Here is a 22,535-nt window from a genome sequence, read left to right as displayed (position 1 = left end):
GTTTTATTAGATTAATAATTAATGCTAAAAATATATATATGAATGATTATTTTGAAAAAATACTTCAAGCTGAAGTCTATGAAGTAGCAAAAAAAACACCGCTAGACAAAGCTCATAATTTAAGTAAAACACTAAATAATGAAGTTTTTCTTAAAAGAGAAGATCTTCAAGATGTATTTTCATTCAAAATAAGAGGTGCATATAACAAAATGAGTAAGCTTAGTAATTCAGAACTTGCTCAGGGAGTAATCACTTCAAGCGCCGGCAATCATGCTCAAGGGGTAGCACTTAGTGCTCTTAAGTTAAATTGCCAGGCAACCATATTAATGCCCATTACAACACCTATAGTAAAAGTTAATGCAGTAAAAAATTTGAAAGCAAAAGTTATATTATATGGCGATAATTATGATGAAACTTACAAAGAAGCAATAAGGATTAGCAATGAAAGAAATTTATGCTTTATTCATCCTTTTGATGATCCGGATGTTATAGCAGGACAAGGAACTATAGCTATTGAACTTGAGCAGCAGCTTAATGACAAACCTTATGCAATTTATATTGCTGTAGGTGGAGGTGGATTGATATCAGGAATATCATTATATGTTAAAAAAATATGGCCTGAAGTAAAAATAATTGGAGTAGAGCCTGAAGATGCAGATGCTATGACAAAATCCTTGGAAGAAGAAAAAATAGTAGAATTACCCTCTGTCGGTCAATTTGCAGATGGTGTAGCGGTTAAAAAAATTGGTAAAAATACTTTTGATATTGGTAGAAAATATATAGATAAGATGATTAGGGTTAATACTGATGAAATATGTGCTGCTATAAAAGATGTTTTTGAAGATACTAGATCAATACTAGAGCCCGCAGGAGCATTATCAATTGCAGGGATGAAAAAAGATATTTTAAATTCGAACCATTCAAATAGAAAAATGGTTGCGATTGCATGTGGTGCAAATATGAATTTTGAGAGACTTAGATTTGTAGCTGAAAGAGCAGAACTTGGAGAGTGTAAAGAAGTAATGATGGCTGTTGAAATTCCTGAACGTGCTGGAAGTTTAATAGATTTTTGTAAATTACTTGATAATAGAAATTTAACTGAATTTAGCTATAGGATGTCTAATTCTAAGAATGCTCAGATCTTTGTAGGAGTTCAAGTATATGGTTTAAATGATAAAAAAAATCTTTTGAATGTATTTAAAAATTCGGATTACTCATTTATTGATATAAGCGATGATGAATTATCTAAAAATCATCTCAGACATATGGTAGGTGGAAGATTACCAAGGAATTTTAAAGAAATGGATAATAGAAACTTTGTTGAGCTTTTATACAGATTTGAGTTTCCTGAAAGGCCTGGCGCATTAATAAACTTCTTAAATAATATGAAATCAAATTGGTCAATAAGCGTTTTTCACTACAGGAATTACGGTGCTGATGTAGGGAAAATTGTTATTGGAGTTTTAATCGATAGAAATGAAATTTTAGAGTGGAATAAATTTGTAAAAATTCTAGGCTATAAATTCTGGGATGAAACTCAAAACGATACATATAAATTATTCCTTGGTGCAACAGATTAAATTTAAGGTAAATTAGGAAAGATTTCGGTAATAAAAATCAATCAATCTGATCTTAATACCAACCAAATATCTGATATAGATCTAGTTACTAAAGTTGAAGCTGTTCTATATTTGAAAGGCAGACCAATAACAAAAAAGGATCTTTCAGAGATTACTAATTCTGATATCAACTCATTAAATGATGCAATTACAGATTTAAAAAATAAATACTCTAATCCAAACTCAGCTATTGAATTAAATGAAGTTAACAATAGTTTTTGTCTCGAACTAAAATCTAATCTTAATGAATTCGTAGATGATTTACTTCCTTCTGATTTAAAAACATCAGAATTAAGGACATTGGCAACCATCGCAATCAAAAAAAAGATACTTCAATCGGATCTTATACTTCTACGAGGTTCAGGAGCTTATGATCATATTAAAGAATTAATAGAAAAGAAGTTTATTGTTAAACGGAAGCAAAAAGATGGTAGATCATATTGGTTATCATTATCAGAAAAGTTTTTTCAAACTTTTGCTGTTAGTAATGAATATCTCTCAAAAATAGGAAATCGCAATAATAAGCAGCAATAATAAGTAAATGTTAGAATAAAAAAAATTACAATTGGATAATGTTATCTGAGATTTTTGCAGTTCTGGGCCAAACTTTATCAATTTATTCTTTCATATTAATAATAAGAATTTTACTTACATGGTTCCCAGGTATTGATTGGAGTAATGGTGTTCTATCTGCATTAACTTCCATCACAGATCCATATTTAAACATTTTTAGAGGTATTATCCCTCCAATAGGTGGATTTGATATTTCATCTTTGTTAGCTTTTTTACTTTTAAATGTTATTCAAAATTTAATTACAAATCTTCAGTATGCAAGCTTAGGGTATAGCTGAATTTATCTGTCGTCACCAGAGCCGCTAATGTTTCCTTTAGCAGCTCTCAACTTTAATTTTTCAAGGTTTTGCAATGCGACATCCTCTAAATTGAAATTTAATTCTGTGCAAAGATTAGAGATGTACCACAAAACATCTCCTAACTCCTTCTTAATAGCTAATTTTGATTCGTTATCAAATATTCCATTTTTATCTCTTATAACTTTTTTTACTTTTTCTGCCACCTCTCCAGCCTCTCCAACCAAACCAAGAGTTGGATAAATATTATTTGAGCCTAAATCTGGATATTGAGCTGTTTCCCTAGCTTTTTTCTGATAAGTTTTAAAATCCATGACTTAAATAACTAACTTTGGGTATGGTAAATTTATTTATATCTAGCAATATTATCTATATATGTCGAATATTGATTTAAAAAGAAGAACAAAAATTGTAGCAACTATTGGCCCTGCAACTCAAACTGAAGAGATAATTACAGATTTAATTAAAGCTGGGGTAACAACATTCAGATTAAATTTCTCACATGGAGATCATAAAGATCATGCTTCTAGAATAAAAACTATAAGAGAAGTTTCAAAAAAATTAGAAATAGATATTGGAATATTACAAGATCTTCAAGGACCTAAAATCAGATTAGGGCGATTTAAAGATGGTCCAGTAAAAGTTAAGAAAGGTGATAAATTTACACTGACATCGAATGAAGTTGAATGTACAAATACTATTGCTAATGTGACTTACGACAAACTTTCTCATGAAGTTAGCGAAGGGAAAAGAATACTTTTAGATGATGGCAAAATAGAAATGATTGTAGAAAAAGTAGACATAAAGGCAAACCTTTTAGAGTGTCTTGTTACTGTAGGGGGGGTTCTTTCAAATAATAAAGGTGTTAACTTCCCAGACGTTCAATTATCAGTAAAAGCATTAACAGAAAAAGATAAGGAAGATTTAAAATTTGGTTTATCTGAAGGCGTTGATTGGATAGCCCTAAGTTTCGTAAGAAATCCATCTGACATAAATGAGATAAAAGATTTAATAAACAAGTATGGACATTCAACTCCTGTAGTCGCAAAAATCGAAAAATTTGAAGCAATTGATCAAATTGATACTGTTTTACCCTTATGTGATGGAGTTATGGTTGCTAGAGGTGATTTGGGAGTAGAAATGCCTGCTGAAGAAGTTCCTCTTTTACAAAAGCAATTAATAACTAAAGCTAATTCATTAGGTATCCCAATAATTACAGCGACTCAAATGCTTGATTCTATGGCTTCTAATCCAAGACCAACCAGGGCAGAAGTTAGTGATGTTGCCAATGCAATTCTGGATGGAACAGATGCTGTAATGCTTTCAAACGAAACAGCAGTAGGAGATTATCCTGTAGAGGCTGTAGAAACGATGGCAACCATAGCTAGAAGAATTGAAAGAGATTATCCACTTAAAGCTATTGAAAGCCACTTACCAAGTACCATCCCAAATGCTATTAGTGCTGCAGTAAGTAATATAGCTAGACAACTTGAAGCAGGAGCCATCATACCTTTAACAAAATCAGGATCTACTGCTCGAAATGTAAGTAAATTCAGACCACCAACACCAATTTTGGCAACTACTACAGAGAGGAGTGTAGCGAGAAGACTACAACTTGTTTGGGGAGTTACTCCCATAGTAGTTAAAAATGATGAAAGAACAGCAAAGACTTTTAGTTTAGCGATGCAAATTGCACAGGAGATGGGGATTCTAAATCAAGGAGATTTAGTAGTTCAAACTGCAGGTACATTAACTGGTATTAGCGGATCTACAGATTTAATAAAAGTCGGTTTAGTCAGGAAGATTGTTTCAAGAGGAATTTCAATAGGGGAAATCGGTGTAACAGGAAAAGCAAGGATAATAAAAAATAATCTTGATATATCGTTAATTTGTCCTGGAGAAATAATATTTGTTCCAGATGAATTAATGGAAAAGATTCCCCTCAGTAAAAATATTGCGGGTATTGTTACGAATAAAAATGTAGATGATGTTTACGCTTTTTATAACAAAAATAAAAAAAAGATTTCTACAATTTGTAATTTAGAAAATATAGATAATCATCAAATTAGTAATGGAGACCTTATTACATTACAGCTTAATGAGGGTGTTATATACATGGGGCAAATTGAAGATGACGATGCAATAGATAAATATAAATATGTCTAGGAAAATCTCAATAAAAGAAGCCTTAGGTATGGCTACAAAAACCTTAGTATCAAACAAATTGAGAAGTTCATTAACAATGCTGGGGATAATTATAGGAAATGCATCAGTTATAACACTTGTTGGACTGGGAAGAGGAGCTCAAACATTAGCTAAAAACCAATTAAGTAATTTAGGTGCAAATGTTTTATTCATTGTTCCTGGAAACAATGACACAAGAAGAAGAGGCATTTCATTTCCTAAAAACCTTGTTTTAGAAGATGCAGTAGCAATAAGTAATCAAGTTCCCACAGTTAAAAAAGTTGCCCCTCAAATCTCTGCTAATGAAATTGTGCAATCAAATTCTAAAAGCTTAAATATATCAATTGCAGGAGTTACTCCTGAATTTCTTGATGTAAGAAGCTTTGAAGTAGATAAAGGACGATTTTTATCTAAAAGTGATGTTAATAGTGCAAGAAGTTATGTAGTAATTGGTCCTGATCTTAAAGATGAATTTTTTAAAGATAAATCTTCATCACTTGGAAAAAAAATCAGAATTAAAGATCATACTTATGAAATTATCGGAATATTAAAACCAAAAGGTGCTGTATTTGGAAGTAATCAAGATAAAAATGCTTATATTCCATTAACCACTATGGTAAATAGGATTACAGGGAAGGATCCAACATATGGTGTGAGTTTAAGTTTCATTAGTGTGGAAGCAATAAATAAAAATGCGACCAGTGCCGCTAAATTTCAAATTACTAACTTATTAAGACAAAGGCATAAAATAATAAGAGATGATGATTTTGCAGTTAGATCACAAGAAGATGCGTTAAATATAGTTACTAACATAACAAGTGGACTTACCTTTTTATTAGCAGGTATAGGTGCAGTATCTCTAGTGGTTGGAGGAATAGGCATTATGAATATTATGCTCGTTTCTGTTAGTGAAAGGACGGAAGAAATTGGTCTTAGAAAAGCAATAGGAGCTAAACAGTCAGATATATTAATTCAATTTTTAATTGAGGCATTGATTTTATCTACAATTGGAGGATTAATAGGTACATCAACAGGATTATCAGGTGTTTTTCTTTTATCTCTGATAACCCCTCTTCCTGCATCTGTAGGAATTACTACAACTTTTTCCACCATGATCATTTCAGGATCAATAGGCTTAATATTTGGAGTTTTACCCGCAAAAAGAGCTTCTAAATTAGATCCTATTGTTGCATTGAGAAGTTTATAAATAAAATTTATAATCATGTTCAATTTTTATAAATTAATTGAGATACTGGTGTGTCTTCAATCACTAGTAATATCAACAATGCTGCCTGTTCATATTCCTCTACAATTTATCAATAAATCTTTTAATAATTTTGAGATACCCATTACATGGCAAATTCCAACATTAATCCTTCTAACACTTATATTTCATAAAAAAATTGTATTCATAGCATTTTCTATATATATTTTTTTTGGGTTATTTATAGCTCCCGTTTTTCATCAAGGAGGTTCAATAGGATATTTACTCACTCCAAATTTTGGTTATTTATTAGGTGTATATCCATTAATCAAAATTATTAATAATTTAAATAATAGAAATAAATTAAATGTTGGCAACTTTTTAATAAAAGGTTTTTTTGCAATATGTGCTATGCATTTAACCGGAATATTTTACAACCTTATACAAATTATATTTTACAGTCAATTTAATATATTTTTATATAATTTAGGAAAATACTCTTTTGGGAAAATTGGATATCATTTTTTAATGCTTTTACCACTATTATTACTAATTAAACCAATTAAACTTTTAAAAAAGAGCAAATAATGATTATAAAGATACAAACAAAACTATATTTTTTATCTTTCAGTATTTTTATTACTCTGATAGATCAATTAACGAAATATTTAATGCTTTATAATTATAAAACGGTTATAAATAAAGATTTCCTTTTATTTAGATTAGACTTCGTAAGAAATTATGGGGCGGCATTTAACATTTATAGTGGTAATAGAATATTTTTATCTTTCATAAGTATTATTTTTTCAATATTACTTACTTACATAATATTAAGAAAAAAGTCATTAAAAATTTATGATCTAATATCTTATAGCTTTATTCTTGGGGGAACAATTGGTAATGGAATGGATAGAATATTAAAAGGTTATGTGATTGATTTTATAAATCTAAATTTTATAAATTTTCCAGTATTTAATATTGCTGATATATCTATTAATATTGGTTTTATTTTTTTACTTTACGGCATTTTTAAAAATAAATGATAAGATGAACTACTTAAAATTAAAATATACAAAATATTTTATCATTATATTATTTCTATATATTTTATTTACGATATTAATAAGAATAATAAATATTTATACGCTTTTATTTTTAATAATAACTATGTATATTTTTTATAATATAGATAAAAAATTATTTAAAAAAATTGTTTATAAAGTAATATTCAAAAATAAAAAGAACACACTTTCATTTAAAAATACATATGGTGCTGCCAAGATAAGTTTAGAAGGTGTCAAGGAAATAAACAAAAAAATTAACGATCAAGTAAAAGTTGAATTATTAAATTATCAAAAAAATAAACTAGAGTCACAACTAAAAACAGGAGATTATAAAGTTACTCTTTTTGGAGCAGGTTCTTCAGGAAAAACATCAATAGCAAGATCTTTAGTGAAAAATATTGTAGGACAAACTTCCGCAAAAATAGGTACGACAAAGCAAATTAATAGCTATAAAATTCGTATCCCAATCTTGAAAAGAAACATTAATATAATTGATACTCCAGGATTATTTGAACCATCAAAAATAGGCGAAGAAAGGGAAAAAACAACAATTTTACAAGCATCTAATTCTGACTTAGTTCTTTTTGTTTTAGATCAAGACATAAATAAATATGAAAACTACTTAATTAAAGAGTTATTAAATATAGGGAAAAAGATAATAATAGTACTAAATAAATGTGATTTAAGGTCTAAAGATGAAAATAATCTCATCAAAGAAAATATAAGTTCTATAACTTCCGCTAGAAAAAATAATATTTCAATTGTTCAAACCATTGCAGCACCACAACAATCTACTTATATTAAGTCGGATGCCCTAATTTTGATTCCAGAGGTAGGAAGTTTATTTAAAGAAATAATTGAAACGCTCGATAATGATGGTGAGGAGTTGTTGGCAGATAATATACTTTTTCGCTCAAATAAGTTAGGTATTAAAAGTAAAAATTTCTTAAAAGAACAAAGATATTTAATGTCAAATAAAGTTATTAAAAAATATATGTGGATAACAGGAGGAGTAATACTAGTTAATCCACTTCCTGCTGTAGATTTCCTTACTACTACATCAGTTAATCTTCAAATGATAATGGAATTATCAAAGATATATGAAATAAAACTTACTAAAAAAGATGCAAAAGATTTATCGAAATCATTGCTGAGCGCTTTGGCTAAACAAGGGATACTAAAAGGGGGTCTTGCAATTCTTTCTCCTGCTTTAGCTACAAGTTTGACTAAAATAATAATATCTAAATCGATACAATCAATTACAGCAGGCTGGTTAATAAGAATAGTAGGACTTAGTTTGATTGAATATTTTAAAAATGGACAAGATTGGGGAGATGGAGGTATTCAGGAGGTTGTAGATAAGATATACAAAATAAGTAAGAGAGAGGACATTTTAAATAACTTCGTAAAAGAAGCTATTTCAAAAATTGAAATAAATAAGTATATTAATTCAAATAAAAGATTGCCACCATTTCCTATGTAATATTTGATAACTGATCATTTAGATAAGTTCTGAAATCAAATATAGTTATTAAAACTAAATAAGCAATGCAAATGGCTATAGATATAAAACCTGTTACTATCGCAATAATTCTTGGTCTACCGATATTCATTGATAAGCATTTAAATATTTCAAAAGTTCTTCAATATGAGAATCTTTTGTATTGTAGTTGCCCATGACGACACGTAAATAATATTTTCCTTTAAACATTGGCCTAGAAAGCATAAAATTATTTTTCATAAGTTCATCGACTTTAGTTTGAGTCCATAAATCTGTATCTTTTGCTGTAAGTCCCTTTGGAAGAAATGAAACAATATGTAAAGGACCAGAATATATTTCAAATTTATTTTTACTAATATTTTTTATAAAATAATCTTTTCTTTGAATTGATGATTTTAATATATCTTCAATTCCATTCAGTCCTAAAAAACGTAACCCAAGCCAAAGTTTTATAACCTCTGCGGGTCTTGAACCTTGTATTCCTATTTCTCCTCTGTTTATAATATTTTTTTTAGATGATATGTATGGTAGCCCAGTAGAGAAGGTATTTACTAGAGTATTCATATTAGAAACCAATAACAAGGAAGAAGTCTTTGTTATGCCAATTATTTTTTGGGGATTTATCGTTATCGAATTAGCCTCATTAATATTATTTAAACCTTCTATCGGAATAGAACTTACAGCAAATACCCCTCCAATTGAGCCATCGATATGTAACCATATATTTTTTTCTTTACATATTTCACTTATTTCTTTAATAGGATCAATGGCTCCTCTTACAGTTGTTCCAAGGGTGGCAACAATAGCAAAAATTTTTTTATTTTCTATTGTACATTTAGTTAAGGTTTTTCTGAGATTGTTTATATCCATACGACCTTGATTATCAGTTTTAATCTTGACAAGATTTTTAGAATCAAGACCCATTATTCTTACACATTTAATGAAGGAAGAATGAGCATCTTCACTAACAAGTAATACAGAGTTAGGATTTGAACCTAATCCGGCAGTATTCCTAGCAGCTATGAGTGCACTCAGATTACTTAAAGTACCTCCACTAGCGGCTATACCTCCTGAGGAATCATTAAACCCTATCTTCATTGCAAACCATTTACATAATGATTCCTCTAGCAATGTGACACTAGGAGATAACTCGTAAGCAAGAAGATTATTATTTAAACCAGCAGCAATTAAATCTCCTAAAATAGAGAAAATTAAAGGTGGGGGATCTAGGTGAGCTAGTGAGCCAGGATGAACGGGATTAAATGAATTATTTAAAAGAGATTCAATCTCTGAAAACAAATCTTCTGTAGAGTTACCATCCTCCTCAGGCATAATGCACTTGAAATTCTCATCAAAAGGTAATGGACCATTTTTATCCGCTTTAGAAAACCAGTCACAAAGTGTTCGACTTGCTCTATTAAGAAGAGTTATCAATTTGTCATTAGTCCCTAAATGGGAAGGGAAGTATATATCTTTATTATTAATTAGATCTTCAGTCATCAGATAAGATATCTATTAATAAGTTTATTCTCAATATTTGTAAATGAGTTATATTTTTAAAAATGGAAATAGTAATAAAGATAAAAAAGAAATAAATAATTCAAAATACACTACGTGGATGAATTCGATATTAAGAAGATCAAAAGAAATTGGAAAAGTTGAGTTACCAATCTGCTCAATAATTTTAGATGAGAGAGAAAGATGTATTGGTAGAGGGGTAAATAAGAGGAATATAAATAAAGATCCATTAGGTCATGCTGAGATAATGGCACTTAGACAGGCATCTCTAATAAAAAATGATTGGAGATTTAATGAATGTACTATTATCACTAATTTAGAACCTTGCACGATGTGTTCCTCAGCTCTGATTCAAGCGAGGATGGGTAAAGTTATTTTTGGAGCTTACGATAACAAAAGAGGTGGATTGGGTGGCTCAATTGACCTATCAAAACATGTAAGTTCGCATCACAAAATGGAAGTAATTGGAGGGATTCTAGAAGATGAATGTAGTCAAATTTTAAGGATATGGTTTAAAAAGTTGAGGACTCAAAAATAGAAAATTTCTTTAGCTCAGTATCAAAAAGGTTTAATAATCTATCAACATTCTCATCACATGAATTAAAACCCATTAGTCCTACTCGCCAAACCTTACCAGATAATTCTCCAAGTCCATTTCCTATTTCTATTCCAAATTTTCTTAAGAGGTGATTTCTAAAACCTTCTCCATCAACTGCTGGAGGTATTTTAACAGTGGTTAAAGTTGGCAATCTATAATCCTCTGATACATGTAATTCCATTCCAAGACTTTCTAAACCATTCCATAATTTCTTTGCATTACTGTTATGTCTATTCCAAACATTCTCTAAACCCTCATTCGCAATTAATCGTAAACCTTCACGAATAGCAAAATTCATATTTACTGGGGCTGTATGATGGTAAACACGATCAGAACCCCAATATTTATTTAAAAGAGATAAATCTAAATACCAGTTGGGAACTTTTGTTTTTCTTGTACTTAGTTTTTCTTCAGCTCTTATGTTCATAGTAAAGGGGCTTAATCCTGGTGGACAACTTAAACCCTTTTGACTACAACTATATGCTAGATCAATTTTCCATTCATCAATCAATAATTCTATAGCGCCAAGAGATGTAACTGCATCAACTAAAAACAAGCAGTTATTTTCTCTACAAATATCACCAATCCCATCAAGGGGTTGTAGAACACCGCTCGATGTTTCTGCGTGAACAATAGCAAATATGGCAGGTTTTTTAGTCTCTATTTCATATTTAATTTCATCGTAAGAGAAAGCCTCACCCCAAGGTTTTTCCATAACGTCAACTTTAGCTTTGTATCTAGTCGCCATATCAACAAGTCTGTCGCCAAAATATCCTTTTTTAGCAATTAGAATTTTTTCTCCTTCTTCAATAAAATTAGCTATAGAAGCTTCCATCGCAGCACTACCTGTACCACTCATTGGGAGAGTAAGTCGATTATTACACTGCCAAGTATATCTGAGGAGTTGTTGTACATCAGACATCAATGATATATATGCTTCATCTAAATGACCAATTGGATTTAGCGATAGAGCTTTTAATACCTCTGGATGTGCATTTGATGGACCAGGACCTAATAAAAGTCTTGAGGGAACATAAGTCTTTGATAAATGAGATAGATTCTCTTCGTTTAAAGCCGAAATTAGTTTTGCTTCTGTCAAAGCATTACATTCAATTACTTTTAAATTAGACTAATATCTCCACATAAGCGATATTTATTTAAAGAAATTAATTCAATTTAAATATTTAAGTAAACAATTATTAAACTTATAACTTGAAACACTGAAAGAAGTCATCTAGTCTTCAAAAAAGTTACGGTTGATACATAATAAGAATCATCAAGTTATTAATTTCATATAAGGTATTACAAATGTTATGTCTAAGTCTCCACAAGATGTTTTAAGTCAAATTAAAGACGAAGGAATTGAACTCATCGATTTGAAATTCACAGATATTCATGGTAAATGGCAGCATCTAACTCTTACATCAGACATGATAGAAGAGGATTCATTCACAGAAGGTTTAGCATTTGATGGTTCATCAATAAGAGGTTGGAAAGCTATTAATGCTTCCGATATGTCAATGGTTCCTGATGCAAGTACAGCATGGATAGATCCTTTTTATAAACATAAAACTCTAAGTATGATTTGCTCTATCCAAGAGCCTAGAAGTGGTGAGCCTTATGATAGATGCCCAAGATCTTTAGCTCAAAAGGCTTTAAAGTACCTAGAATCTACTGGGATTGCTGATACAGCATTTTTTGGACCAGAACCAGAATTCTTCTTATTTGATGACGTGAGATACGACTCAAAAGAAGGTTCCTGTTTTTACAGTGTAGATACAATTGAAGCTCCATGGAACACAGGAAGAAATGAAGAAGGTGGAAATTTAGGATACAAGATCCAATACAAAGAAGGTTATTTCCCAGTTTCTCCAAATGATACTGCCCAAGATATCAGATCTGAAATGCTACTTTTAATGGGTGAATTAGGCATACCCACAGAAAAGCATCACCATGAAGTTGCTGGTGCGGGTCAACATGAACTTGGAATGAAATTCGATTCGTTAATAAATTCTGCTGATAACGTAATGACTTATAAATACGTTGTCAGGAATGTTGCTAAAAAATATGGAAAAACTGCAACGTTTATGCCCAAGCCTGTATTTAACGATAATGGAACAGGAATGCATGTTCACCAAAGTTTATGGAAGAGTGGGCAGCCACTATTTTTTGGTGAAGGAGCATATGCAAATTTATCTCAAACAGCAAGATGGTACATCGGAGGCATACTTAAACATGCACCATCATTCTTAGCATTTACAAACCCAACTACAAATAGTTATAAACGATTGGTTCCAGGATTCGAAGCACCTGTAAATCTAGTTTATTCGGAGGGTAATAGATCAGCGGCTGTAAGAATACCTTTAACAGGTCCAAGCCCTAAAGCTAAAAGATTAGAATTCAGATCAGGTGACGCACTCGCAAATCCTTACTTAGCATTTTCTGTAATGATGCTAGCTGGTATTGATGGAATTAAAAATCAAATTGATCCTGGTGATGGAGTAGATGTAGATTTATTTGAACTTCCAGCTGATGAACTTGCAAAAATTGATACAGTACCTTCATCTCTAAATGATTCGCTTAATGCGCTAAAAGCAGATAAGGATTATCTATTAGCTGGTGGAGTATTTACTGAAGATTTTATTGATAACTTTATCGATATAAAATACGAAGAGGTACAACAACTAAGACAAAGGCCTCATCCACATGAATTCTTCATGTATTACGATGCATAACTAAAAAAACAAATTAGTTTAAATTAATCAATTTGAGAAATATCACAAAATATTCTCAAATTGATTTTTTTTTTGTTGGAATATAGATATATAAACTGAAAAATGGCTAGGGAATCTTTTTCAAAAATTGCATATAAAACGCTACAGCAAAGTAAAAGCATCGCAGGTTTTGCTCACAAGCAGATCAGTTCAAGATTAATGAATTTTATTCTTCCCGATTCGAAGCTTGAAAACTTTGATCTAGATAAGGATCTTCTAATGCAAATCCAAAATTCAATGGATACTTTAAGAGAAGAAGATTGGAATGATGCAGAAAAAAATATATATCCAAAAAAATTATTGTTTGATGAGCCATGGCTTAGATATCTAACTCAATATCCTAAAATTTGGCTCGATATGCCAAATACATGGGATAGACGCAGAAAACAAAACTTTGATGATCTTCCAAAATCTATTGATAAAGATAAATATCCTCAATATTACTTGAGAAATTTTCATCATCAAACAGATGGTTATTTATCAGATTTTTCAGCCAGCATTTATGACCTACAAGTAGAGATACTTTTTAATGGAAGTGCTGACTCAATGAGGAGAAGAATTATTAAGCCAATAAAAGAAGGACTTGAAATTTTTAGCGATAGAAAAAAAAGTTCTATAAAAATACTTGATGTGGCTACAGGATCAGGAAGAACATTAAAACAATTAAGAGCCGCATTTCCTAAAGAAAGAATTACAGGAATAGATTTATCTGATTCATACTTAAAAGAGGCAAGTAGATATATTTCAGATTTAGATGGAGATTTAATTCATTTGATTAAAGGTAATGCTGAAGAATTACCTTTTGAAAATGATAGTTTTCAATGCATTTCTTGTGTTTACTTATTTCATGAATTACCTAGAACAGTTAGAGCTAAAGTATTAAATGAATTTTTTAGAGTTCTTGAACCTGGGGGGATATTAGTAATAGCTGATTCAATTCAAATAAGTGATTCACCTGACTTTACATCCATAATGGAAAACTTCTATAAATCTTTTCATGAGCCTTTTTATTGTGATTACATAAAAGAGAATATAGACTCAAAAATTGAGGAGGTAGGGTTTAAAAGTGTAAAATCAAATTCCTTTTTTATGACCAAAGTATGGTCTGCTGTAAAGTAAATAAAAAATTCTATGAACTATTGGGATAAAGATACTATTCAGCTTGTTCAAAGTCTTAATGACAAATTAAAGATAGATCATTCTAAATGGCATAAAGATAAAGGAAATAAATATAAACGATCTGCAGAACTAATTTCGGCGGGATTATGTCATTTAATTATTTCTTGTAATGAGAACGAAACTATTGAATATATAGAAGAAAGTATTAAATGGTTAAAAGAAATAAACGTAGATCAACCTTGCCCTAGTAAAAATCACCTTTTTAAAGCTAACTGAAGTCTATTACCTTTACTACTCCATCTAATATCATCAAAACATTCATTAATTATGTACAGGCCACGGCCACTTACACTACTTATTTTTTTTGGTAATTTGTAGTTTCTTTTTTTTATTTCTAAACCATTGCCTTGATCTTGAATTTGCCAAACACACCAATTAGGAGTAATTATTCTTCTAACTCTAATATTTTTTTTAGGATCTAATTTATTTCCATGTTTTACTGCATTAACTAACGCTTCATGTAAACCAAGTTTTATAAGATAGCTTGATTGAGAATTTTCAATAGGTTCTAAAAGTTGATCGACAAATTCATTTAACTTTAATGATGATTCGAATTCGTAGTTTGACCAGTTAATTTTTGGCCTTTTAAATAACTTTTTTAAAATATTTTTGCCCCGAAATAAGGACATAATAATATTTTGATACTGTCTTAATTTTAACTTATTAAATACCTAAATTTAAAGAATATTATTATGTCTCTCTGCAATAGCAGGATGTCGTAGGATGGAATCCATAAGTCTTACTCCTCTTAGTTGATTTATTAAAGGCATGTGTCCATCAGGAGCATCTAATGACCAGCAAAAAGATCCAGGATATCTAGTCCATAAGCCATCTTTTTTCCAACCTATTTTCGGCCACATTAATTCATATTTTTTTCCTACTGATTTTAATATCTTTGCCTGAATTGAGAATCCAAATCTACCAGTTGAATAAATAGTCCATAATCTATCTATTGTTTTTAGATCTTTACCTGACATATTCTTAACTTCACTGTAGAAAACATATCCACGTTTTTCAGCTAATTTACCAGCTAGTTTCCTTAAATAGGAACTTGTTAATCTATCTGCCTCTTCAAAATTTTGCTCAACCAACATCAATTGCAAATCTTCATAATTAATATCAATATCTGAATATGTATTAAACCAATTATTAAATCTAGAGTTTTCAAAGAATTCAGGCTTGAATTTTTTTAAAACTTGCAATATCCAACCAGCAGCCCAGTCATCTCCTTCACTATCAAAGATATCAAACAATGAAGGTCCAAGATTAAAAATATTTTCGACTTCAGATTCTATTTGATTTAATGAATTTATTCTTTTTCTTTGATTGGATTCTACAAATTTTTTTACAAGGTCTAATGTAACGTTATTATAGTTATCTTGTTCTTTGTTATTCATTTTAAAAATCAATCTATAAAATAAAAACTATCCATGTATTTCAAAAGAAAAGCACTAGAGAAATTTAGAAGTTTTAAAGGACCACTTATAGATGTTAGAAGCCCGAGTGAATATTATAAAGGACACCTGCCTAATTCTATTAACATTCCATTATTTGATAATGATGAGAGATCTATAATTGGAACGATTTATAAAAAAGAAGGAAGAAAAAAAGCTGTTATAAAGGGATTAAAATTTTTTGAAAAAAAAATGGAATTACTTCTTGATAATTTATTCATGAGTATTGAGTCTTATAAAACTAATCCTAATCAAAATAATGAATTTTTTATCAGAATATATTGCTCTAGAGGAGGAATGCGTTCACAAAGCATTGCTTGGCTACTAGAAAAATATAAATTAAAACCAATAACACTTAATGGAGGATACAAAATATATAGAAGATGGGTATTAGATAGTTTCTCAAAAAAATTAAATATAGTAGTTATTGGCGGAAAGACAGGAACTGGGAAGACAAGATTATTATCATTACTAGAGAAATATAAATATCAAACTATTGATCTTGAAGGATTTGCTTGTCATAGAGGAAGTACATTTGGAGGTTTAGGAATGAATGAACAACCTTCAAATGAGCAATTTGAAAATACAATTGCAGAAAAATTAAATTCTTTTAAATGTTCTAATAATATTTTTGTAGAAGCTGAAAGTGCAAATATAGGTAAATGCAAAATTCCTCATGAATTCTTCAAACAGATGAAAAACTCCAGAAGAATTGAAATTTTAAGGAGCGAATCTAACAGGTTAGATGAGTTGATAGATACTTATAGTGTTTTTAAGAAGGAGGAACTTCAAGAATCTGTATTAAGGATAAAAAAAAGATTAGGACCGCAAAGAACAAAAATAGCTCTTGAATCAATTAATAATGAGAAATGGGACTTAGTTTGCAGATCAGTTCTAGATTATTACGATAAGTGTTATGAATATGAAAAGGTTGGTAAAACAAATATAAAGTTATTAGATTTAACCGACAAAAAATACGATGAAAGTATCCTAGAGTTAATAAATAATGTTTTATAAAATAATTACAAACGAATATGAAAAATATTTCCTAAGATAAAAAATTAATAACAGAATATTATGACATCAAATAAAACTGCAAAAATACAATTTTATGAAGGAACAGATGAGCCAGTAGTGCCCGAAATAAGACTGACCAGGAGTAAAGATGGTACAACTGGACAAGCATTATTTTTGTTCGAAAAACCTCAGGCATTATCTTCAATTACAGACGGTGAAATCACAGGTATGCGTATGATTGATTCTGAAGGTGAAATATTAACTCGTGAAGTCAAAGTAAAGTTTGTTGATGGTGAACCTATATTTTTAGAAGCAGTTTATATTTGGAAGAACACATCAGACTTTGATAGATTCATGAGATTTGCCAATAGTTATGCAAAATCAAATGGATTAGGATATTCTGAGAAGAAGTAAAATATTTTGAAAATTGATTAGTTCATCATATTTTAATTTATTAGTAATTTTAATCACTTCGTTAATAATATGGACTTTAAGAGATTTTCTCCTCTTAATAATTTGTTCGTTAGTAATTTCTAATATTGTATGTAATTTATGTAATCAAATGCAAAAGGGTTTGAGGATTCCCCGATTACTATCTTTGTTTCTTGTCATAACTGTTATATCAGTATTAGTATTTACTATTTTTATTCTTGTATTGCCTCCGTTTATAAATGAATTCAATGAAATACTCGTTGATATTCCAAATGGTTTATCAAAAATTAATATATTGATTAATACAAATCTGGACAAATTTAATAGTTTATTTTATGGTGAAAAATCAGAAAATGTTATAGACATATTCAATCTTATAAATAATGTAGTTACCATTCCAGATGCCTCAACTATTGCTAAAGCTATTCAAGAAAGTTTTAAGAATTTAATCAATATTGCAGGCAATCTGGGTTCAGGTCTTTTGAAATTAGTATTCGTATTAGCAGTGAGTTTGATGATTTCTATTGAACCAAAACAATATAAAGAAAATATACTTCTATTAATTCCAAAAAATTATCGCAACAAATTTAGAAATATTCTGGATAAATGCAATATTGCATTAGCAAATTGGACCTTTTCTATGGTCATAAGTTCATTATCTGTAGGTCTATTATCATTAATAGTTTTGTCTATATTAGATGTCAAATATGTAGTCTCAAATGCTTTAATAGCGATGGTTCTTAATATAATTCCAAATATAGGTCCAGTTATTAGCGGTATATTTCCAATCTCAATTGCACTACTAGATAATTTTTGGAAACCACTGGCCGTTTTAGGAGCATATATAATAATTCAAAATATTGAAAGCTACATAATAATGCCATCTATAATGAAGAAAAAAGCAAATTTACTTCCTGGGCTAACATTAATTTCACAATTTGGATTTACCTTCATTTTTGGTCCATTAGGGTTAATACTATCTCTTCCATTGGCTGTTGTAATTCAGGTTTTAATCAAAGAATCATTTAAAGATATTTAAAAACTACTTAATTAATTTTTTATATAAATATGGGTAGGAAAAAAGTATAAAAAAAGCTAAAGGATGTTTACCAATAGCAAAATTTAGTGAACTAAAAGTAAAATGATCAAATAATATTCTTAGCTCAGTAGAAAGATCAATTAAAACTAAAGAAAATAAAATTATCAAATAGTAATTTAATTTCATAAAATTAAACGGTTAAGCTCAGTCTTTAAGTAAGAAAGATGGAGCCAATAAAATACTTGAATAACTTCCAACTATAATTCCTAATGATAAGGCCAAAGAAAACCAAAATAGTGAATAGGAACCAAACAAAATTATGCTTAATAAAGGGATAAGGGTTGTAATACTTGTAAACGTTGTTCTCCTAAATGATTCGTTTACTGATAATTGAATAGTTTCGTTATAGCCTTCATTCTTTGATTTTAAATTCTCGCGAATTCTATCAAAAATAACAACAGTATCATTTACAGAATAACCAGCAATAGTTAACAAGGACACCGCAAATAAACTATTTACTTCGACAGATAATAAAATTCCCAACCATGAGAATATACCGAAAACAATTAATAAATCATGGAATAAAGCTAATAATGCAAATAATGCATATTTTTTATCAAATCTAATAGTTATATATAAAGATATTGCTAATAAAGAAACTAATAATGAAGTAACACAATTAGTAAGTAATCTTTTCCCAAGCTTTGGACCTATTAATCTTGAATCCTTACTCTCATAATTTAGAGGACCAATAATTTTATCAAGATTATTAATAAGAATATTTGATTCTTCTATACTCAAATAAGGCGTTCTTATAGAAATTAATTTATTATTATTTTGAAATTGTAATTTAATATTATTTAAAAAGTTTTTATTTTTAGAGATCTCTCTTAAATTTTCTAAAACTAAATCAGGGGAAGAATTAGAACATTCATCTTCACAAACTCTTTCTATTCTTAGTTCATTTCCCCCAACAAAATCCATCCCTAAATTTATAGGTTTCTTGTAAGAAGTATTAAAGGTAGAATATAAAATTCCTAAAAGGCTCAACAAAATAAGAACAGTTGAAAAACCAATTATCTTTCTTCTATTTTTTATTAGTTCAAGATTGTATTTCATAGGAAAATTAGAAATAAAAAATTTAATTTGAAAAATTATTCCTAGGTAGATAGAGATTTTTTTGTCTTAAAGATTGATATGTTGTAAAAAATCTCAAAATAGTTTTAGAACAATTTAATGAGGTAAACAAGCTTATTAATACTCCGATACCTAATGTTGCCGCAAAGCCTTTAACAAAATTTGTTCCTAATAAAAACAATACAAAACAACTTAGTAGAGTTGTAATATGGCCATCAACTATGGATGAATTAGCTCTTTGAAAACCGCTATCAATAGATCTTGTAAGAGTATTACCGTCATATAATTCTTCTCTGATTCTCTCAAATATTAGAATATTTGCATCAACAGCCATACCAATGCTAAGTATAAGCCCAGATATTCCAGGTAATGTCAAAGTTATAGGAATTAAAGAATATAGAGCTAAGTTAAAGAAACCATAAAGTACTAAAGAAAGAACTGAAACAAAACCTAGAATTCTATAATTAAAAATCATAAATATACCAACAAAAATTAATCCACTAATAGCTGCATAAAGACTTTTTAAAATATTTTTAGATCCCAACAGAGCCCCTACAGTATTAGTTTCTACTATTTCAATTGGCAATGGCAATGACCCTCCTTTAAGTTGAACTTCTAATTCTCTAGCATTTTCAGCACTAAAATTACCGCTTATTGTTGCTGATCCTCCTGTTATCCCAGTATTAGCAAACTGACTGCCAACACTGGCTTCACTTATAGATTCGCCATCAAGAATGATAGCCAATAGTTGATTAGTGCCCGCAATAGACTTTGTAATTTCTGCGAACTTTTCACCTCCTGAATTACTAAAAGTTAATAAAACTTCCCAATTACTATTTGTTTGTTCTTGTCTTCTTCCAGCGTTAATTAGATCCTTACCAGATAAATCTGTTTTAATAAATAAATTTGTAATTTCTTTATCAACATACTTTTTAATTTCAATTAACTTCCCATATAAATCACTATTAGTAGATGAGTAATTCAATTCTTGCTCTATATCGTTAAGTTCATCTTGAATAAATTTTAAGAGATTATCATCATTTTGACTTTTTTCTGCAAAGGAATATTGTTCAATTAATTCTTTAATACTCAATCTCTGTAGTTGCAGAGTTTTTAAATCTATAGATGTTCCTTCTTTTTGAGTCCTAAATTCTAATAAAGCAGTCTTACCTAAAACTCTTGAAGCAACTAATGGATTTTGTTCACCAGGTAATTCTAAAATCAATTGATCTCCACCTAGGGTTTGCAAGTTTGACTCTGAAACCCCTAAGTTGTTAACGCGTCTATCTATAACCGAATTAACTGCATCAAGTTCATCTTTTGTTACCTTTCCTTCCTCTTTAATAATTTGTAGTGTAAGTTGAGAACCACCTTTTAAATCCAATCCCAACTGTAATGGATAATTTATTAATAGATAAACAGATAAAGTAATTAGAAATATAATAAAAAAAAGCCAACCTTGCCTTCTTTTCATTCTATATACTCCCACTAATTAAGTGTTCAACTTTTTCAACTATTTGGTGTGGTTGGATTATTGTCAAATTCTCAAGATTTCCATTATAAGGAGTTGGAATATCCTGACTAGATAATCTAATTGGTCGGGCATCAAGATCATCAAAACACTCCTCTGTTATCAAGGCAATTAATTCTGCACCAATACCTCCAGTCTTCATACATTCTTCAACAATAATTACTTTATTTGTTTTTCTTATTGATTTTGAGATAGTTTCCATATCAAATGGTTTTAAACTTATTAAATCTATTAACTCAACATCTATTCCTTTTTTTTCTAATTCTTCAACAGCTTTAAGGCAGTGATGTCTCATTCTTGAATAAGTCAATAAAGTAATATCTTTCCCTTCTTTAACAACGTCAGCCTGATCTAAGGCGCATGTATAATCCCCTTCAGGTAATTCCTCAGACAAATTGTATAGTAGAACATGTTCAAAAAATAGAACCGGATTATCGTCTCTTATAGCTGCTTTCATTAAACCTTTAGCATTTGTGGGTGTACTACATGCAACAATCTTTATGCCAGGAACTGCATGAAAATATGCTTCAAGTCTTTGACTGTGCTCAGCACCAAGTTGCCGACCAACTCCTCCAGGTCCTCGAACTACTGCTGGTATTATATAATTTCCTCCACTTGTATATCTAAGCATACCCATATTATTTGATATCTGATTAAAAGCTAAAAGCAAAAAACCCATATTCATTCCTTCTACTATTGGTCTTAACCCAGTCATTGCTGCACCCACAGCCATACCAGTAAAACTATTCTCTGCAATTGGAGTATCTAAGACTCTTAACTCTCCATATTTTTCATATAAATCCTTAGTTACCTTATAAGATCCTCCATATTGACCAACATCTTCCCCCATAATGCAAACATTTACATCATTTGCCATTTCTTCATCAATTGCCTCTTTCAAAGCATTAAATAATAATGTTCCAGCCACAATTAATTACCTAATTAATCACATATATAATCCTACCACTTTGAATAATTCAACCTCCTTCAGCGAAGGTTATGAGTAGTAATATTGATAAAATCATTCCAGGTGACAGCAAAAGAACTAAAAGGCCTAAGTCATGTAAAGACATTCAAAGAAAGTGTTTTCTTAATAATATTGGCAATTCAAATTTTCTTCAGAAAAAAACTGCGAATAAATACAATAAAAAGTCCTATACCTATAAAAGCAAAAGAGAAAGTTAGCAAAAAAGATAATCCAATTATTAAGGTATTAATACTTGAAGAAATATTTTGGACTATTTCAGAAGAATTAGATGGTTTATGTACTGAAAAATAAATTGCAATTTTATTACTTAAAAAATAAAAAAATATAAATAATAAAAAACTTGTTAATGATCCTACAATAAAATTTATTGGCCCTTTTTCGGGAATGTTTTTATCAATATTCTCGTTACTATTATCAACCACAATAA

At 29.7% G+C, this 22,535-nt stretch carries 25 protein-coding genes; 15 read left to right on the top strand and 10 right to left on the bottom strand.

Going from position 1 to position 22,535, the window contains the following annotated elements; all coding sequences use genetic code 11:
* Nucleotides 1–38 precede the first annotated feature (38 nt).
* The 3 genes from ilvA (at nt 39) to HA145_RS04680 (ending at nt 2,470) form a co-directional block, all read left to right on the top strand.
* Complete coding sequence (gene ilvA, locus HA145_RS04690; RefSeq protein WP_209128075.1) at nt 39–1,580, top strand: threonine ammonia-lyase, biosynthetic; 1,542 nt, start codon at nt 39–41, stop codon at nt 1,578–1,580.
* Between the two features lie 66 nt (nt 1,581–1,646).
* Nucleotides 1,647–2,153 (top strand): SMC-Scp complex subunit ScpB, encoded by a 507-nt coding sequence (gene scpB, locus HA145_RS04685; RefSeq protein ID WP_209128310.1) that lies wholly within the window; start codon nt 1,647–1,649, stop codon nt 2,151–2,153.
* A 38-nt stretch (nt 2,154–2,191) separates the two neighbouring features.
* Entirely contained in the window at nt 2,192–2,470 is a 279-nt protein-coding gene (locus HA145_RS04680; protein WP_002807500.1) for a YggT family protein, read from the top strand.
* Nucleotides 2,471–2,472: 2 nt separating this feature from the next.
* Here HA145_RS04680 and HA145_RS04675 read toward each other — a convergent pair whose 3' ends face one another.
* Entirely contained in the window at nt 2,473–2,802 is a 330-nt protein-coding gene (locus HA145_RS04675) for a nucleoside triphosphate pyrophosphohydrolase family protein (RefSeq protein WP_209128074.1), read from the bottom strand.
* Nucleotides 2,803–2,863: 61 nt separating this feature from the next.
* Here HA145_RS04675 and pyk point away from each other — a divergent pair, with 61 nt between their 5' ends.
* The 5 genes from pyk to HA145_RS04650 are packed head-to-tail and all read left to right on the top strand — an operon-like array spanning nt 2,864 to nt 8,423.
* Nucleotides 2,864–4,654 (top strand): pyruvate kinase, encoded by a 1,791-nt coding sequence (gene pyk / locus HA145_RS04670; RefSeq protein WP_209128073.1) that lies wholly within the window; start codon nt 2,864–2,866, stop codon nt 4,652–4,654.
* Nucleotides 4,647–5,879: an ABC transporter permease gene (locus HA145_RS04665; RefSeq protein ID WP_209128072.1), complete on the top strand. Its 1,233-nt coding sequence runs from the start codon at nt 4,647–4,649 to the stop codon at nt 5,877–5,879. The genes pyk and HA145_RS04665 overlap by 8 nt, the downstream gene beginning before the upstream one ends.
* Before the next feature lie 15 nt (nt 5,880–5,894).
* Nucleotides 5,895–6,464 (top strand): biotin transporter BioY, encoded by a 570-nt coding sequence (locus HA145_RS04660; RefSeq protein WP_209128071.1) that lies wholly within the window; start codon nt 5,895–5,897, stop codon nt 6,462–6,464.
* Nucleotides 6,464–6,919 carry a signal peptidase II gene (gene lspA / locus HA145_RS04655; RefSeq protein WP_209128070.1) on the top strand — a complete coding sequence of 152 codons (456 nt, stop codon included), beginning with the start codon at nt 6,464–6,466 and terminating at the stop codon, nt 6,917–6,919. Before HA145_RS04660 ends, lspA begins: the two co-directional genes overlap by 1 nt.
* Before the next feature lie 4 nt (nt 6,920–6,923).
* On the top strand, nt 6,924–8,423 hold the full coding sequence (locus HA145_RS04650) for a GTP-binding protein (RefSeq protein ID WP_209128069.1): 1,500 nt from the start codon (nt 6,924–6,926) through the stop codon (nt 8,421–8,423).
* On the opposite strand, the gene HA145_RS04645 is transcribed toward HA145_RS04650, so the two are convergent.
* Entirely contained in the window at nt 8,416–8,553 is a 138-nt protein-coding gene (locus HA145_RS04645; protein ID WP_209128320.1) for a hypothetical protein, read from the bottom strand. The genes HA145_RS04650 and HA145_RS04645 overlap by 8 nt on opposite strands.
* Nucleotides 8,550–9,941, bottom strand: a complete 1,392-nt coding sequence (locus tag HA145_RS04640; protein WP_209128068.1) for a pyridoxal phosphate-dependent decarboxylase family protein — start codon at nt 9,939–9,941, stop codon at nt 8,550–8,552. Before HA145_RS04640 ends, HA145_RS04645 begins: the two co-directional genes overlap by 4 nt.
* Nucleotides 9,942–9,984: 43 nt before the next feature.
* On the opposite strand from HA145_RS04640, the gene HA145_RS04635 reads away from it, so the two are divergent.
* Nucleotides 9,985–10,497 carry a nucleoside deaminase gene (locus tag HA145_RS04635; RefSeq protein WP_209128067.1) on the top strand — a complete coding sequence of 171 codons (513 nt, stop codon included), beginning with the start codon at nt 9,985–9,987 and terminating at the stop codon, nt 10,495–10,497.
* On the opposite strand, the gene HA145_RS04630 is transcribed toward HA145_RS04635, so the two are convergent.
* Nucleotides 10,472–11,656 (bottom strand): pyridoxal-phosphate-dependent aminotransferase family protein, encoded by a 1,185-nt coding sequence (locus tag HA145_RS04630; RefSeq protein ID WP_209128066.1) that lies wholly within the window; start codon nt 11,654–11,656, stop codon nt 10,472–10,474. The two genes, HA145_RS04635 and HA145_RS04630, sit on opposite strands and share 26 nt — an antisense overlap.
* A gap of 214 nt (nt 11,657–11,870) precedes the next feature.
* On the opposite strand from HA145_RS04630, the gene glnA reads away from it, so the two are divergent.
* The 3 genes from glnA to HA145_RS04615 all read left to right on the top strand — a co-directional run bounded on the left by glnA (nt 11,871) and on the right by HA145_RS04615 (nt 14,726).
* Nucleotides 11,871–13,292, top strand: a complete 1,422-nt coding sequence (glnA, locus tag HA145_RS04625; RefSeq protein WP_025944030.1) for a type I glutamate--ammonia ligase — start codon at nt 11,871–11,873, stop codon at nt 13,290–13,292.
* A gap of 102 nt (nt 13,293–13,394) precedes the next feature.
* Nucleotides 13,395–14,450 (top strand): class I SAM-dependent methyltransferase, encoded by a 1,056-nt coding sequence (locus HA145_RS04620; protein ID WP_209128065.1) that lies wholly within the window; start codon nt 13,395–13,397, stop codon nt 14,448–14,450.
* A gap of 12 nt (nt 14,451–14,462) precedes the next feature.
* The gene (locus HA145_RS04615) at nt 14,463–14,726 is read left to right on the top strand and encodes a DUF6439 family protein (RefSeq protein ID WP_209128064.1); all 264 of its coding nucleotides are present in this window, start codon (nt 14,463–14,465) and stop codon (nt 14,724–14,726) included.
* On the opposite strand, the gene HA145_RS04610 is transcribed toward HA145_RS04615, so the two are convergent.
* Nucleotides 14,705–15,139: an ATP-binding protein gene (locus HA145_RS04610; protein ID WP_209128063.1), complete on the bottom strand. Its 435-nt coding sequence runs from the start codon at nt 15,137–15,139 to the stop codon at nt 14,705–14,707. The genes HA145_RS04615 and HA145_RS04610 overlap by 22 nt on opposite strands.
* A 48-nt stretch (nt 15,140–15,187) precedes the next feature.
* The gene (locus HA145_RS04605) at nt 15,188–15,907 is read right to left on the bottom strand and encodes a GUN4 domain-containing protein (RefSeq protein ID WP_209128062.1); all 720 of its coding nucleotides are present in this window, start codon (nt 15,905–15,907) and stop codon (nt 15,188–15,190) included.
* A gap of 33 nt (nt 15,908–15,940) precedes the next feature.
* Between HA145_RS04605 and mnmH the strand changes: the two genes are divergently transcribed.
* Genes mnmH through HA145_RS04590 form a run of 3 tightly spaced genes read left to right on the top strand, consistent with a single transcriptional unit; the run spans nt 15,941 to nt 18,452 of the window.
* The gene (gene mnmH, locus HA145_RS04600; protein ID WP_209128061.1) at nt 15,941–16,981 is read left to right on the top strand and encodes a tRNA 2-selenouridine(34) synthase MnmH; all 1,041 of its coding nucleotides are present in this window, start codon (nt 15,941–15,943) and stop codon (nt 16,979–16,981) included.
* Between the two features lie 60 nt (nt 16,982–17,041).
* Nucleotides 17,042–17,395 (top strand): photosystem II reaction center protein Psb28, encoded by a 354-nt coding sequence (gene psb28, locus HA145_RS04595; RefSeq protein WP_209128060.1) that lies wholly within the window; start codon nt 17,042–17,044, stop codon nt 17,393–17,395.
* A 13-nt stretch (nt 17,396–17,408) separates the two neighbouring features.
* A complete protein-coding gene (locus HA145_RS04590) occupies nt 17,409–18,452 on the top strand; it encodes an AI-2E family transporter (RefSeq protein WP_209128059.1) in 1,044 nt (347 codons plus the stop codon).
* Nucleotides 18,453–18,656: 204 nt separating this feature from the next.
* Here HA145_RS04590 and secF read toward each other — a convergent pair whose 3' ends face one another.
* The 4 genes from secF to HA145_RS04570 all read right to left on the bottom strand — a co-directional run bounded on the left by secF (nt 18,657) and on the right by HA145_RS04570 (nt 22,530).
* A complete protein-coding gene (gene secF, locus HA145_RS04585; RefSeq protein ID WP_209128058.1) occupies nt 18,657–19,571 on the bottom strand; it encodes a protein translocase subunit SecF in 915 nt (304 codons plus the stop codon).
* A 22-nt stretch (nt 19,572–19,593) separates the two neighbouring features.
* On the bottom strand, nt 19,594–21,063 hold the full coding sequence (gene secD, locus HA145_RS04580) for a protein translocase subunit SecD (RefSeq protein WP_209128057.1): 1,470 nt from the start codon (nt 21,061–21,063) through the stop codon (nt 19,594–19,596).
* A 1-nt stretch (nt 21,064) separates the two neighbouring features.
* The gene (locus tag HA145_RS04575; RefSeq protein WP_209128056.1) at nt 21,065–22,048 is read right to left on the bottom strand and encodes a pyruvate dehydrogenase complex E1 component subunit beta; all 984 of its coding nucleotides are present in this window, start codon (nt 22,046–22,048) and stop codon (nt 21,065–21,067) included.
* A gap of 179 nt (nt 22,049–22,227) precedes the next feature.
* Nucleotides 22,228–22,530, bottom strand: coding sequence for a DUF3082 domain-containing protein (locus HA145_RS04570; RefSeq protein WP_209128055.1), 303 nt, complete (start codon nt 22,528–22,530; stop codon nt 22,228–22,230).
* Nucleotides 22,531–22,535 lie beyond the last annotated feature (5 nt).

Source organism: Prochlorococcus marinus XMU1411, from assembly GCF_017696075.1.
Taxonomy (GTDB): Bacteria; Cyanobacteriota; Cyanobacteriia; order PCC-6307; family Cyanobiaceae; genus Prochlorococcus_A; species Prochlorococcus_A marinus_V.
The sequence above is the reverse complement of the archived record's forward strand: the minus strand, read 5'-3'. Positions and strand labels throughout refer to the sequence as shown.

Coding starts and splice junctions, on each gene's coding strand:
- HA145_RS04660 (WP_209128071.1), top strand. CDS start 5,895: ATGTTCAATTTTTATAAATTAATTGAGATACTGGTGTGTCTTCAATCA.
- ilvA (WP_209128075.1), top strand. CDS start 39: ATGAATGATTATTTTGAAAAAATACTTCAAGCTGAAGTCTATGAAGTA.
- mnmH (WP_209128061.1), top strand. CDS start 15,941: ATGTATTTCAAAAGAAAAGCACTAGAGAAATTTAGAAGTTTTAAAGGA.
- HA145_RS04640 (WP_209128068.1), bottom strand. CDS start 9,941: ATGACTGAAGATCTAATTAATAATAAAGATATATACTTCCCTTCCCAT.
- HA145_RS04675 (WP_209128074.1), bottom strand. CDS start 2,802: ATGGATTTTAAAACTTATCAGAAAAAAGCTAGGGAAACAGCTCAATAT.
- HA145_RS04665 (WP_209128072.1), top strand. CDS start 4,647: ATGTCTAGGAAAATCTCAATAAAAGAAGCCTTAGGTATGGCTACAAAA.
- HA145_RS04645 (WP_209128320.1), bottom strand. CDS start 8,553: ATGAATATCGGTAGACCAAGAATTATTGCGATAGTAACAGGTTTTATA.
- secF (WP_209128058.1), bottom strand. CDS start 19,571: ATGAAATACAATCTTGAACTAATAAAAAATAGAAGAAAGATAATTGGT.
- HA145_RS04650 (WP_209128069.1), top strand. CDS start 6,924: ATGAACTACTTAAAATTAAAATATACAAAATATTTTATCATTATATTA.
- HA145_RS04635 (WP_209128067.1), top strand. CDS start 9,985: ATGAGTTATATTTTTAAAAATGGAAATAGTAATAAAGATAAAAAAGAA.
- HA145_RS04620 (WP_209128065.1), top strand. CDS start 13,395: ATGGCTAGGGAATCTTTTTCAAAAATTGCATATAAAACGCTACAGCAA.
- HA145_RS04610 (WP_209128063.1), bottom strand. CDS start 15,139: ATGTCCTTATTTCGGGGCAAAAATATTTTAAAAAAGTTATTTAAAAGG.
- HA145_RS04615 (WP_209128064.1), top strand. CDS start 14,463: ATGAACTATTGGGATAAAGATACTATTCAGCTTGTTCAAAGTCTTAAT.
- HA145_RS04605 (WP_209128062.1), bottom strand. CDS start 15,907: ATGAATAACAAAGAACAAGATAACTATAATAACGTTACATTAGACCTT.
- pyk (WP_209128073.1), top strand. CDS start 2,864: ATGTCGAATATTGATTTAAAAAGAAGAACAAAAATTGTAGCAACTATT.
- HA145_RS04680 (WP_002807500.1), top strand. CDS start 2,192: ATGTTATCTGAGATTTTTGCAGTTCTGGGCCAAACTTTATCAATTTAT.
- psb28 (WP_209128060.1), top strand. CDS start 17,042: ATGACATCAAATAAAACTGCAAAAATACAATTTTATGAAGGAACAGAT.
- glnA (WP_025944030.1), top strand. CDS start 11,871: ATGTCTAAGTCTCCACAAGATGTTTTAAGTCAAATTAAAGACGAAGGA.
- secD (WP_209128057.1), bottom strand. CDS start 21,063: ATGAAAAGAAGGCAAGGTTGGCTTTTTTTTATTATATTTCTAATTACT.
- lspA (WP_209128070.1), top strand. CDS start 6,464: ATGATTATAAAGATACAAACAAAACTATATTTTTTATCTTTCAGTATT.